The sequence below is a fragment of the Ignavibacteriota bacterium genome (assembly GCA_016218045.1).
Taxonomy (GTDB): Bacteria; Bacteroidota; Ignavibacteria; order SZUA-365; family SZUA-365; genus JACRFB01.
In genome coordinates this window covers 1-13752 of the sequence record JACRFB010000004.1, presented here as the reverse complement: position 1 = coordinate 13752, position 13752 = coordinate 1, and the positions used below count along the sequence as shown (strand labels likewise).

Here is a 13752-nt window from a genome sequence, read left to right as displayed (position 1 = left end):
TTTTGCAGTCAAAAATCGAAACAACACTGCGGTGACCAATTTTGGCGGGTTATTGCCGAAAAGAGTCTGCCATAAAGTCAGACTCACCGGCTAGTCTGTATTCGCCGGATTGTGTGCATCCCGAATCAGGAATCAGGCACTCCGCGGTCCGCCTTTGATTCAGTGAAGCCGATTAGCTACATTTCGCAATTCGAGAAGATTTGACTGATAATGCAACACCTCGAGATACATGACGAGCTGCCTCGTCTATTAGGAGAGGCGGCCGACGCAAGCGGTTTCGAAATTTATCTTGTCGGCGGCTACGTGCGGGATGTCCTGATGCGGCGTGCCACGAAGGACATCGACATTTCCGTCGTTGGCGATGGGGTGGCCTTTGCCCGCCTGCTTGCGAACGTGCTGCATGGAAGCAAACTCGTCGTCTTCGAACGTTTCGGCACTGCACGACTCGAGGTGAGGGGCGTGGAAATCGAGACGGTCGGCACACGCACGGAAGTGTACGACGAGGCTTCGCGAAAGCCGGTCGTGTCGAACGGCACCATCGACGAAGACTTGCGGCGCCGCGACTTCACGGTGAACGCAATGGCGGTCGCACTGAACGACGCGAACTACGGCACTCTCCGTGATCCCTTCAATGGAGTTGCGGATATCGAGAAAAAGATTCTGCGCACGCCGCTCGATCCGGAGACGACGTTCAGCGATGATCCGCTGCGTATGATGCGCGCATGCCGTTTTGCGGCGCAATTGCAATTTCATCTTTCCGCAACAACGCGTCACGGTATCGAACGCATGAACGAGCGTATCTCCATCGTCTCGATGGAGCGTATCCGAGACGAATTTCAAAAGACACTTGCTGCGCCCAAACCTTCCATCGGGCTCGCACTGTTGATGGAGCTTGGCCTGCTGCGCCACTTCCTTCCCGATCTGCACGCACTGGCGGGCGTGGACCAGCGATCCATAGAATATCCCGACGGGACGCGCAACTTCCATCACAAGGATGTGTTTTATCACACGCTCCGTGTTGTGGACAATGTTGCCAAGGTGAGTGACGATCTCCGGCTACGGTGGAGCGCGCTGCTGCACGACATCGCAAAACCGCAGACAAAGTCGTTCAGCCCCGAACACGGCTGGTCCTTTCACGGGCACGCCGAAATCGGCGCACGCCGCGTGAAGCGGATTTTCCGGCACCTGCGCCTTCCGCACGAAGATATCCACTTCATTGAAAAACTAGTCGCATTGCATCTGCGTCCCATGGCGTTGGTGGATGAGGGTGTGACGGATTCCGCCATGCGCCGTCTGCTCTTCGACGCAGGGGAACACATCGACGCGCTGATACAGCTCTGCCGCGCCGACATCACATCAAAGAATCCGAAGCTCGTGCAGAAGTATCTGCGCAACTACGAGTCCCTCGTCGAGAAGCTGAAGGAAGTGGAGGAGAAGGACCGGCTGCGATCGTGGCAGCCGCCTCTCAGCGGCGACGACATCATGCGACTGTGCGGCGTCCAGGCGGGTATCGTCGTGGGGGTTTTAAAAACTCGCATTGAAGACGCGATCCTCGACGGCCTTATACCCAACGATCGTGACGCGGCAATCGAGTATCTTCGCAACATACAGGATGAAGTGCTCTCGGCGCCGCGTCTGGAAAAACCGAAGTCGAGAAAAAGCATGCTCGCCGAGCTTCCACCGGAGCTGCGAGTCTGAAACTTTTGCATAGCAATTCCGTTTGAATCACGGTTCTCTCAATCCGGCAGACAGCCGGTCACACCTGGAGTTTTCGATCCCATGGCAAGACGATTCTCGCGACATCTCGCATCGGCGATTCTGCTGACGGCGGTTCTTTCGTCCGCGGCAATTGCACAATCCGCGAAGCAGTACACACTCGAGCAATGCATACAGACCGGCCTCGCGAACAACGCGGGCCTGCGCCGGTCCGTCCAAAATATCGATCGCGCGGCCGCCGTGAAGCGCCAGGCCTTCGGCGGCTTCCTCCCCTCGCTGAATGCGAACGGCTCCTGGACACGATCATCGAAGGAAGCCGTCCGCACGATTTCACCCACGGCCACACTCACGTCGAAGGATTCGTATTCCTATTCGATCGGATCATCCCTGACACTGTTCGACGGTCTCGCAAACATCCACACCGCCGACAGAAGCGTGCTCGGGATGCAGTCGGCCGAGATGGGTGTTGCGCGGAGCAAGCAGAGCACTGTGTTCCTCGTGCAGCAGGATTTTTACAACGCGCTCCGACTGCAACAGCTCGTGAAAGTGAATCAGAGCAACCACGAGCGTTCGAAGAAGCAGCTCGAGCGTATCAAGGAACTTAATGCGGTGGGGAGCGTGCCGCTTGCGGATGTGTACAGGCAGCAGGTACAGGTAGGACAGGACGAGCTTCGTCTTTTGCAGGCGCAGAATTCGTACGAGGACGCGCTTATCGATCTGCAGACGCTTCTCGGTGTCAAACCCGATGCGGAGTTCGACATCGATCCCGGCGACAGCGCCGCTCCACTGGACGCGGGCGAGGTAGCCTCGTATAGAAGCGGACTGGGAAGCACGGACAAACTCGCGCTCGAGGCAATGCGCTCCCGCAGCGATTTTCTCGCGGCCGACGTGGCCGTGAGGAGCACGGAGAAGAGCGTGTCGATCGCGCGTGCAGGACATTATCCCTCACTCACCGCGTCCGCAGGATATGCGTGGAGCAACATCGAGTTGAAGAACTTCACAGGCGAGGACTACGGAACCTTTTCCTACGGCCTGCAGCTCTCCGTTCCGTTGTTCAACGGATTCGCCGTGTCATCGGCCGTACAACTCGCCGAAGTTGATCGAATGAACGCCGAGACAGACAAGCTGGAACTGCAGCGCAGCATTTCCGGCAGCGTGCAGAAGGCCTACAACGCCGTGACGCTGGCGGAGAAAAATCTCGAGATCTCGAATCGCACGTTGACCTCCGCGCAGGAGGACCAGCGTATCGCGAACGAGCGCTATACACTTGGCGCGGGCACACTGCTGGATCTCATCGTCGCAAACACGAATCTCACCGCCGCGCAGAGCGACGTTGTGAACGCGACCTTTGATTACCGGATCGCGCGCAAGGCGCTTGAATACCAGGTCGGCACCACACCCATTCCCACTGAACGATAACAGGGCATCCAATGGCCACCAACGCGAAAAAGAAAAACCGGAAGAAGCTGTACATTTTTTCGGGGATCGGGCTCATCGTCATCGTGCTCGTGCTCGTCATCATTTTCGGCGGGAAGAGCGAGAACATCGTGGTTGTGCAGACCGAGAATGTCAAACGCATGACCATCACACAGATCGTCGAAGCGACGGGCAAGATCGAGCCGCAGACACAGGTGAAAATCAACGCCGAGGTGTCGGGAGAAATCATCGAGCTTCCCATCAAGGAAGGCGACCGTGTCAAACGCGGGCAGCTTCTCGTTCGCATCAAACCCGACACATACATCGCCGACAGGCAGCAGGCCGTCGCCAACGTGAATCGCGCAAAATCGTTCCAGCAACAGCGCGAGGCGGACCTCCGGAAAATCGAATCGGAGTTCAAGCGGCAGAAGCAATTGTTCGAGAAGGGGCTCATCAGCGAAGCCGATCTCGAATCCATCAAAAACACGTACGATGTGGCGAAGGCCAATGTTGACGCGGCAAAATACGAGGTCGACAACTCGCAGGCCTTCCTCGACCGCTCGAAAGAGAACCTGAACAAGACGTCCATCTTCTCGCCCATCGACGGTGTCGTGTCGCAACTCATCTCCAAGCTCGGCGAGCGTGTTTCGGGATCCAGCTTCATGCAGGGCACCGAGATCATGACCGTGAGCAATCTGAACATGATGGAAGCCCGCGTCGAGGTGAACGAGAACGACGTTGTACTCATCAGCCTGGGCGACACCGCACGCGTGGAGGTGGACGCCTACCCGAACCGAAGCTTCGCGGCCACCGTGTATCAGATCGCCAACACTGCAAAAACCAAGGGGCTCGGAACCCAGGAGGAGGTGACAAATTTCGAGGTGCGCCTCCTGCTCCTCGACAAGAACGTCGAATTCCGTCCCGGCATGTCGTGTTCCGCGAAGATAGAAACTGAAACAAAGAAGGATGTGCTGGCGGTGCCTCTGCAGTGCGTCACCACGCGTGAAGGAAAGAAGCAGGACCAGGAAACCCCGCCCGAGGCCGAGGAGACCGCGGCAAACGTGGAACCGGCCAAGGAAAAGGAACGGAAAAAACCGGACGAAGTGGTGTTCATCGTCGACAAGAATCTCGCGCGCAAACGCGTGGTCAAGACGGGAATCAGCAGCGACGAGTACATCGAGATAACCGACGGACTCAAGGAAGGCGAGTCTGTCGTGAAGGGCAGTTACAGGGCCATCTCCCGCGAACTCAACGACAGTTCACGCGTGAGGATCGACAACAAGGCCGTTTCCGTGAAGGCAAATGATGAATAGTCCGCTCGCGGCAGACACGCCGCTCATCCACATCAAGAATGTCACGAAGACATACGACATGGGGGCCGAGAAAGTGCATGCTCTCCGTGACGCCTCCGTCGACATCTACCGGAACGAATATGTCGCGATCATGGGACCATCGGGCTCGGGCAAGTCCACACTGATGAACATCATCGGGTGCCTCGACACGCCGTCGTCGGGCCTCTACATGTTCACCGGCTCGAATGTCGGCGAGATGAACGACAATGAACTGGCCTCGATCAGGAACCGCCAGATCGGATTTGTGTTCCAGACCTTCAACCTCCTCGCGCGTTCGACGGCTCTGCACAACGTGGAGCTTCCGCTGATCTACGCCGGTGTCGGCACAGCCGAACGTCGCGAACGGGCCGCTCGGTCGTTGACCGCGGTGGGCCTCGCCGACCGCATGAATCACAAGCCGAATGAATTGTCGGGCGGGCAGCGTCAGCGCGTGGCCATTGCGCGCGCGCTTGTCAACAATCCCTCCATCATCCTTGCGGATGAGCCAACCGGCAACCTCGACTCGAAAACCGGAGAGGAGATCATGCAGGTCTTCTCCGACCTTCACACGCAGGGCAACACGCTTATCCTCGTCACACACGAGGAGGACATCGCCTCGCATGCGCATCGCATCGTGCGGCTCTTCGACGGAGAGATCGCAAGCGACGTGCACGTGGAGAATCCGCGGCGTTATCCCTCGAAGCTCTAAATCGCGCCCGCCATGCATCGACTTCTCGAACTGGGTGAAGGACTGCGCATCGCCTTTGCCGCCATCGTCGCCAACAAGATGCGTTCCGTGCTCACGACGCTCGGCATTGTCATCGGCATCGTGGTTGTGACCCTCATGGCGACCGTGATCGAGGGGCTCGGTTCCGCGCTCGACAACAGTATCAAGTCGCTCGGTGCCGACGTGTATTATGTGAGCAAGTGGGACTGGTTCAGCGACGAATGGTGGAAGTCGCGCAATCGCCGCGACATCACCCTGCTGGAAGCCCGGCAGCTCAAGGATCGATTCACACTCGCGGAGGCCGTCGTGCCCGTCGTGCAGACGTGGCAGGCGACCATGAAGTACGGCAACCGCTCCGTGCGCGGCAATGTGCTGGGAACCGAGGAGGCATACGTCGTGACCTCCGGTGTCGTGCCGCAGGAAGGACGTTTCTTCAACGATCTCGAGAGCAACAGCGGCAGGCCTGTCTGCGTGATCGGACATGATGTTGCGGATAATCTCTTCGAAAAAGAAGACCCGATCGGCAAGTTCATCAAGATCGGCGGATTCACCTATCGCGTCATCGGTGTGCTCGAGAAGGAGGGTGACTTCCTCGGCACCAGCATGTTCAGCAAAGATACCCAGGCCTTCATCCCGCTCAACAATTTCCTGCGCGTGTTCGGAGGCGAGCGGAGTTTCGACATACACGTGAAGATGCTCGAGGGGATCGACAAGGAGGAGGCGAGAACGGAATTGATAGGCGCCTTCCGGAAGATCAGGCGTGTGCCCGCCTGGAAGGAAGACGACTTCGGCATCAATACGCAGGAATTCCTCAAGTCCATTTTCGACAATGTCGTCAGCACAATCGGCATCATCGGTTTCCTTATCACGTCGCTGAGCCTGCTCGTCGGCGGTGTCGGCATCATGAACATCATGTTCGTATCGGTGAAGGAACGCACAAAGGAAATAGGCACACGCAAGGCCCTCGGTGCGCGACGTCGCACCATTCTCACGCAGTTTCTCATCGAGGCGGCTGCGTTGTGCCTCATCGGCGGGCTTATCGGATTGGGGCTATCGTATCCGCTCAGTCTGATCATCGACAAGGTTCTGCCATCGAGCATGCCCTTGTGGGTCGTCGGACTCTCACTCACGATATCGATCACCGTGGGGCTCATCTCGGGCATCGTTCCCGCCTACACCGCCGCGCGCATGAATCCCGTCGACGCGTTGCGCTACGAGTGAGCGACATCATGGCCCTGATGGAAAATATTCGCATGGTTGTTCGCACACTGCGGACAAATCGGCTGCGCGCCGCATTGACGGTGCTGAGCGTCTCCATCGGCGTGTTCTCGATCATCGCCGTGATGACCGCGCTTGGCGCGTTGCAGCAAAGCATAGAATCGGGGCTGAGCCAGCTTGGAGCCAACACCTTCCAGATACAGAAACACGGACGTAACATGGGTGGCGAGCCCGGCTGGCGCGACCGCGAGCGCAACCGGAAGGATCTGACCTACGCGCAAGGCCTCGCACTCATCGACGCGCGTACAGGCGCGCAGCGCATCGGGCTCGAGGTCTGGACCTTCGGACACGAGGTCTCGTGGCGCAATACGCGGACGGATCCGAACATCGCAATCGCGGGCGAAAATCCCGACGGCCTCCCAACCAATCAGTGGGAAGTGGAACTCGGACGCGGTCTGACACAATCCGATCTCGACCTGACCCGTCCTGTTGTTGTGTTGGGTGAAAGTCTCGCGCGAAAACTCTTTCCACCGAGCATGGATCCGATAGGCCAGACGGTTCGCATGCTCGGGAAGCCCTGGCATGTGATCGGCGTGCTCAAGGCGCAGGGCGGACTTTTCGGCAGTCGCGATTCCTACTTTATCATCCCCATCACCACGTTCTTCGAAACCTTCGGCAAAAACCGGAGCATTCATATCATGGTGCAGGCGCCTTCGCGCGACACCTACGATGCGGTGCTCGACGATGTGACCGGCGCGCTGCGCGCAATCCGCAATGTGCCCGCGGGTGAAGAAAACGACTTCGCCATTTTTTCGAACGAATCGGTGATTACGGAATTCAATCAGTTGACGCTGTACGTCCGTGTCGGAACCATGGCTGTCGCCGCGGTGGCGTTGCTTGCGGCGGGCATCGGCATCATGAACATTATGCTTGTGTCGGTCACGGAACGCACACGTGAGATCGGCATCCGCAAGGCCGTCGGCGCAACGCGCAGATCCATCGTCACACAATTCCTTCATGAATCCGTCGGAATTTCGCTGATAGGTGGTGTGCTTGGCATTGCGGCCGGCCTGGGCGCGGGCAACGCGCTCGCTTTCGCCCTCGAAATCCCGGCGATTGTGCAGCCGGGCTGGGTGCTCTTTGGTCTGGCGTCCTGCGTGTTCATCGGCATCGTCTTCGGCACCTACCCCGCGTGGAAGGCTTCGAATCTCGATCCGATAGAAGCACTGCGCTACGAATAGGGCAGGTCGCGCAATTCGTTTTTCTCTTGTCCGATCGGAAACAAGATTGATGGTTTCCGTGTTTGTGTTCTATATTCGGATAAGTCGAAAGGCGTACACATGATCAAAAAGCGTGACATAGATCTGGACCATTCCGTGCATCTTCCCGTAAAAACGGAGGTCAAATTCTGCATGAACTGCGACGACATCGATGATGTCGCCACGAGCGGTGAGGCCGACAATGTGGACGCCTTGCGCGAACGGTTCCAGAATTGTGAACGGACGGGAAATTTTGACGGGGACATCTGTTCCCGGCTCTTCATCGCAAAACCGGGCGGCGAAGGCAGCGCACTCTTCGACGAGGACGAGGCCCTGTAATGACGCTCCGTCGCGCAGCACGTGCGTGGCGGCACGTATTGGTCTTTACGATCCTGTTTCCGGCAGCAATGACGGCGCAGGAATGGAATATCGATTGGGCCGAAGGGTCACCCGCTTTCCGTCCGCTTATTGCACACACGGTCGAAGCCCGCATGGGCATGAACACTCTGCGCAATGAGCACCGCCTGCGTCTCGACATCGGCGCCACAGCGGATCTTCTTGCGTTGCGACACAGGGACGGCAACGCGGAAGCGTGGACATTCGGCGCGGACTTTTTTACGTGGACATCACTGCGCCAGGCGGCGGATTTCCACTTTCCCGTTGACGCAGTGGACTATCTCTTTGGAGTGAACATCAGCCATGTGTCGCGGTTCGACGAGCAGTCCGCTCTCACAGGCCGGCTGCGTTTCAGCCACATCAGCGCGCATCTCGTGGATGGCAGCTTCGACAAGATCGACGGCGCCTGGCGTGACGGACGCCTGCCACGTGTGTACAGCCGCGAGTTTCTCGACCTTGTTGTCGCGTACGAACGCAACAGCGCCTACCGCGTGTACGCGGGAGCACAGTACCTCGTGCATGTTGATCCGCCACATCTCGGACGATTCGCGCCACACGGTGGCATCGAGGTGTATCCCATCTCCTTCGCGGATGGAAATGTGACACCGTACGTCGCATACGACGGATGGCTCGTGGACATCGGCGCGTACGCTGCATCTCATTCCGTACAGGCGGGTGTCTGTATCGGCCGTTGGGGCGGCAGGGGAGTGAACCTTTTCCTGAGCTGGTTCAGCGGCAACAGTGAACACGGCGAATACCATGACCTCCGTTGGACAACGTGGGGCTATGGTTTCACCGTGACGTTCTGACGTGGATCCCGCAAGCGCGCATCCGCGGGCAACCGCGACTTTCTGTTCGCGATTGAACCACTTTCGGACCGTGCGCTGCATCACTGCGAGCCTTGGATCGCTGGCGCCCGTATTTGTGAATATCGGGACGCGACGGATTGGCAGACGGGACGAGGTTCTGCTCACGTTCGACGACGGTCCGCATCCGCGTACGACGCCCTTGCTTCTCGACATACTTGCCTCGCATTCCGCGCACGCCGTGTTTTTTCTGAACGGAGAACTTATAGTCCGTTATGCCGCCGAGGCCCGTGCCATCGTCGATGCGGGGCACGTGGTCGCGAACCACGGCTACCGGCACACGCGGTGGTCGGGACTTTCCGCGTCCGAGATACGGGAATCGATCGAGGCGACAGAAGCGCTGCTCAACGATTTGGACAGCGGCCGTCCGCACCTCGTGAGGGCGCCGTATGGCCGGTTTCCGCGGCGCGCGCGTGTCATCACACGAACTCTCGGATTACATCCCGTTGCATGGAACTGCATGCCATACGATTTTGTCGAGAGACGCTCCGTGCCGGAGATGCGCACATTCCTACGCAGGCACATAAAGGGCGGCGCCATCGTGGTGTTACACGAAAACGACCGAACTCACTCACGTCTCGATGCACTGACCGCAGCCTTCTTCGAAATTCTGCATCTCAAGCACCTTCGCACAGCCGAACCGCGCGCCATCTGGCAGTAAGCACCATGGATTGGATACTTCCGGCAACCTTCATACTCCTCGCGCTGTACCTCCTGAAAATTCTCTTTTTCTGGAGCGGCGCCCGCAGGGCAAGCAGGCCCGCGGCAGCCGATACATCACTGTCGGTGACCGTGATCGTTGCAGCGCGGAATGAATCGGGGAACATCGACCGGTGTATCGAATCGCTGTCGCGCCTGCGCTACCCCGCGGACCTGCTCGAGGTGTTGGTGATCGACGATCAGTCCACCGACGACACATTGCAGCGTATGCGCGTCTGGGAGACCCGCATGCCGTCCCTACGCGTCCTGCAAACGGAAGGCACCATACACGGCATGCGCGGAAAGGCCAATGCCGTGGCGCAAGCCATAGAACACGCGCGCGGCGAGGTGATACTGACCACCGACGCGGACTGTGCGGTGCCCGAGGAATGGGTCCTGGAAACCGTGCGCCAGTATACCCCCGAGGTGGGTTGCGTGTGCGGTTTCACTCTCATACGCGGCGCGGACTGGTTCGCCGGCATGCAGGCGGTGGATTGGGCCTACCTGCTTACCATCGCATCCGCGGGTGTGGGATGGTTACGTCCGCTCAGCGCGGTGGGCAACAATATGTCGTTCAGGAAACGCGCGTATACCGACGTGGGCGGCTATGCCGCCGTAGGTTTCAGTGTCACGGAGGACTTCGCCCTGTTTAAAAGCATCGGCTACAAATCGGACTGGAAGATCCGATATCCGGTGCGGGCGAGCACGCTGGTCTGGAGCGAACCGTGCGCGGACGCGAAGGAACTCTACAGGCAGAAAAAACGCTGGGGCCGCGGAGGAGTGGACATTCACCCGCTCGGTTTCGCGATCATGAGCATCGGCTTCTTCATGAACGCCGCGCTGCTGGTGCTCCCGTTTTTCGGCATACCGTTCTGGGCTTGGTGCGCGGCATTCGCCGGCAAGTGTCTCGGCGATGCGTTTCTTCTGTCGTTCCCTTTGAAGCAGCTAGGCCAGCAGCGCCTCTTCCGCTACTTCCCCGTCTTTGAACTCTACTACCTCGTGTACGTGACCCTGCTGCCCTTTGTGGTGTTCCTCACGGGCAAGGTAGTGTGGAAGGGGCGGAAACTCTGACGGATGGCGAAAGTATCAAAGTAGAAAAGTAGCAAGGTGACAAAGTATACAACGACGTAATGTTGGTTTCCACTTTGCTACTTTCCCACGTTGCTACATCGTTCACACCATGAGCAGCCGATGCTCCGCGGGGAAGGGCTGGCAATGCGTCTCGATGCGCGAGAGTATGTCGCGGCCGTACCGATTGAGGTAGGTGGTGATGTTGTACTGGCGCTCCTGCGGCTTGCCCTCCGGGGCCAGGTACACGTGTAATTTCTCGAGCTGACGGAGAAGTGTCGAATCCTTCTCGCGGCGTGCCGTAGTGAACTTCTCCTCGAACAGCGCGATGTACTTCTCGATATTCTGCACTGTTGCGCGGGCCGGATCGACAAGCTGCTGCTGTGTGTCGGCCGCGATTCCGGGCAATGTACCGAGCAGTTCCGCCATCCCCGCTTTGAAGGCCGCGAAGCCGGCTCCCGGCGTATCGTTCTCCGACGAAATGGGCAGATCCCTGTACAAGACCTCGGGACTGTCGAACATCGATGCGTATTGCAGCGAAAACTTGTTGAATAGTTTGGTGATCTTCTGCTCGACCAGCGTGATGCTCGCGCGCGGCACGATGACGGGCATCGGTATCTGGAAGTGATCGTACACGGGTTGGAGCTGCGCGAAATACGCGACCTCGGCGGGCCCGGCGATGTAGGCGGCGGTGGGGAAGAGGTAGTCCTGAAAAATCGGCCGGAGCAGCACATTCGGGCTGAAGAGCTCGGGTTGCACATTGGCGATCTCGAGCAATTCCTCCGACGTGAAGCGCTGCCTTGATCCGCGCAGGAAAAATCCGTCCTCGTTCGGCTCGATGGGGTAGCGTCCGCCCTTGTGGAGGTAGAACAGATTCACCGCGCGTGGTTTCACCTGCGCGTGGTACCGCTCCTCGAGTTCCGCACTGCGTTTTATCACTTCCTCGCCCGAGGTCGGAAACGTTTCGAGTTCCTGCAGAACGACGGGGGCGAGAAGTTTCTTGATTTCCGGATCGGAGGGATCCACACAGACGAGCCCGGCGTCGGGATATAACGCATGCAGCATCGTCGCGAAGGCCGTCGCGAAGGTGTTCCCGGGTTTGTACGCCTCGCGCATCATGTTCACGACATCGGCCGTGAAGTCCGTGGAGGGGAGCAGCGTGGAGAGTTCCTCGAGCAGCGACTCGATACGCTCGCCCAAGGGCATGGATCCTACGGGTGCGGTGTTCTTCTGCCCTTCGGGGTCGGGCTCCGCGTACACCAGGCGTCGGAAGTCGTTCTCACGGTCGATCAGCGCCGTCGTGCCCGCCTCATCGAGGTCGTGATCTTCGGATTCAAGCCAGAACACCGGGATGACGTCGTAGGCGGGGAACTGTTCGCGTAGCCATAGCGCCATCTTGCAGGCGGTCAGGGCCTTGTAAATGGTGTACAGCGGACCGGTGAACAGCGATACCTGCTGTCCCGTCACTACACATACGGTGTTCGAGTTTCTCAGGCGTTCGATCGCCTGCATGGTCCTTTCGCCGGCTCCCCACGTCCGGTTCTGCTCATAGAGCGCGTCCGCGAGTTCTCCGCGGAAGTAGGTGCGCCTTTCGAGCAATTGAAGATGCGTCTCGTAAGCGAGAGGATCCGTGAAGTGCCCGACGAAGTAGCGGCGGGTTTCGGGGAGGCCGGCGCAATAGTCGTTGAAGAGATCGGTCGTGCCGGGGAGCGAGGAAAAGGGAAGTGTAATCATCGTGCCTGGGGGAAAACCCCAATATACGAAAGCGGGGACATCGATGCCTTCCCCACTCCGGTTTCCATTCCGTCACGTTTGACTTTGCGCCGGCTATTCCACAAGTTCGGAGTACCATATGCGCCATTTGCTCGTCTGGTGTCATGCGGCGCATGCCACGTTTTTCTGTCCGGGAAACACAGTGTGGTTCACACAGCAGGGGATATACCATGATCGACCTCCCAGTCACGCGTTACACGGCCCGCCGCCGCGTGGGAATGATCTGCGCCGCGGTTTTGCTTCTGACAGGTGCGCATGCGCAGCAGCCGCGTGCGCCGCGTGGGCTTCATGCGCAATCCCTGGCTGCAGACCGTGTACGACGCCCGCACGGGCGAGTTCGGCGGACTCTGGAAGGGGGCGAAGATCTGACTGTGGAGTTCGTGACAGTGCTGCCGGAGTGAGGGATGCCACAAATCTGTGGGAAGTGCACATGAAACGACTATGTGTTTTTCTTATGCTGTTGGCAACGCCGGTGGTGTTTGCCCAGCACGGGGAGATTTTTGCGGGAGACACATGTGCCTATTTCTACGCAACAGGCCCACTCACGTATGTTTCGCCTGGAATCCCGCTTGATGTGTCGTACTTCTATTGGGCACTCGACAGCGCGTGCAGGGCAAAGACACGATGGGAGATCGCAGACAGTCTCGACAAGGTGACGTCGTTGGATAGCCTGCGACTGTTTTACAAATACCTGGCCCGCGCGATAGACTACGACGCGTTGCTCTATCTCAGAATGCGTCATGAATATTCCACGGCGGGACTTTTTCCCGAAGTGCGGCCAACCTATAAGACAAACATTGCAACCGCTCTTGGTTTTGTGGGACAACGGTATCACGCTTTGACCGAGGAAGACACATCTTTGGCGGCACTTATCTCGCATGGTGTTATCGGCATCTATAAAGTACGCGTACGAGACGTGACTTTGACCAAAGTCACTGGTCAACAGACCTGGCTAGGAACGCCTGCGGATACGACATATCGTTATCATGCACGCTGTACGATTCTCGAGAGATTATTCGGACAAGGTGTCATCCGTAATTGTTGTCAAACGAACTACACCGAAGACGATTGTATTGCGATGAACTGGGCAGCCGATGCGCCTAACGAGATATGGGAATACGATTCCTTACGAACCGATGAGTTGTACAAGTTAGGATAATATCTGACAGACGCGTATCATCAACCACCACATGAAAGGACCGTGTGACGATGACCACGCAACAGAAACTCATCGGGAACAAACTCGGATTGCTCCGTCTTGCAGAACGTCTCGGGAACGTCTC

General features: G+C 58.2%; 12 protein-coding genes. 11 read left to right on the top strand and 1 reads right to left on the bottom strand.

Annotation, left to right across the window (positions count from 1 at the left end):
* Positions 1 to 210: 210 nt before the first annotated feature.
* The 10 genes from HY962_01295 (at position 211) to HY962_01250 (ending at position 10699) form a co-directional block, all read left to right on the top strand.
* Positions 211 to 1698 carry an HD domain-containing protein gene (locus HY962_01295; protein MBI5645539.1) on the top strand — a complete coding sequence of 496 codons (1488 nt, stop codon included), beginning with the start codon at positions 211 to 213 and terminating at the stop codon, positions 1696 to 1698.
* 81 nt (positions 1699 to 1779) lie between these two features.
* A complete protein-coding gene (locus HY962_01290) occupies positions 1780 to 3135 on the top strand; it encodes a TolC family protein (GenBank protein MBI5645538.1) in 1356 nt (451 codons plus the stop codon).
* Positions 3136 to 3146: 11 nt separating this feature from the next.
* Entirely contained in the window at positions 3147 to 4445 is a 1299-nt protein-coding gene (locus HY962_01285; GenBank protein MBI5645537.1) for an efflux RND transporter periplasmic adaptor subunit, read from the top strand.
* A complete protein-coding gene (locus tag HY962_01280) occupies positions 4438 to 5172 on the top strand; it encodes an ABC transporter ATP-binding protein (protein MBI5645536.1) in 735 nt (244 codons plus the stop codon). The genes HY962_01285 and HY962_01280 overlap by 8 nt, the downstream gene beginning before the upstream one ends.
* Positions 5173 to 5184: 12 nt before the next feature.
* Positions 5185 to 6411, top strand: coding sequence for an ABC transporter permease (locus tag HY962_01275; protein MBI5645535.1), 1227 nt, complete (start codon positions 5185 to 5187; stop codon positions 6409 to 6411).
* Between the two features lie 32 nt (positions 6412 to 6443).
* The gene (locus tag HY962_01270) at positions 6444 to 7649 is read left to right on the top strand and encodes an ABC transporter permease (GenBank protein MBI5645534.1); all 1206 of its coding nucleotides are present in this window, start codon (positions 6444 to 6446) and stop codon (positions 7647 to 7649) included.
* 99 nt (positions 7650 to 7748) lie between these two features.
* The gene (locus tag HY962_01265; protein MBI5645533.1) at positions 7749 to 8006 is read left to right on the top strand and encodes a hypothetical protein; all 258 of its coding nucleotides are present in this window, start codon (positions 7749 to 7751) and stop codon (positions 8004 to 8006) included.
* Complete coding sequence (locus tag HY962_01260) at positions 8006 to 8872, top strand: DUF1207 domain-containing protein (GenBank protein ID MBI5645532.1); 867 nt, start codon at positions 8006 to 8008, stop codon at positions 8870 to 8872. Before HY962_01265 ends, HY962_01260 begins: the two co-directional genes overlap by 1 nt.
* Positions 8873 to 8942: 70 nt before the next feature.
* Positions 8943 to 9590 carry a polysaccharide deacetylase family protein gene (locus tag HY962_01255; GenBank protein ID MBI5645531.1) on the top strand — a complete coding sequence of 216 codons (648 nt, stop codon included), beginning with the start codon at positions 8943 to 8945 and terminating at the stop codon, positions 9588 to 9590.
* Between the two features lie 5 nt (positions 9591 to 9595).
* The gene (locus HY962_01250) at positions 9596 to 10699 is read left to right on the top strand and encodes a glycosyltransferase (GenBank protein ID MBI5645530.1); all 1104 of its coding nucleotides are present in this window, start codon (positions 9596 to 9598) and stop codon (positions 10697 to 10699) included.
* Between the two features lie 102 nt (positions 10700 to 10801).
* Here the strand turns inward: HY962_01250 and bshC are convergent, their stop codons facing one another.
* Entirely contained in the window at positions 10802 to 12430 is a 1629-nt protein-coding gene (gene bshC, locus HY962_01245) for a bacillithiol biosynthesis cysteine-adding enzyme BshC (GenBank protein ID MBI5645529.1), read from the bottom strand.
* Between the two features lie 469 nt (positions 12431 to 12899).
* Here bshC and HY962_01240 point away from each other — a divergent pair, with 469 nt between their 5' ends.
* A complete protein-coding gene (locus tag HY962_01240; protein ID MBI5645528.1) occupies positions 12900 to 13628 on the top strand; it encodes a hypothetical protein in 729 nt (242 codons plus the stop codon).
* Positions 13629 to 13752 lie beyond the last annotated feature (124 nt).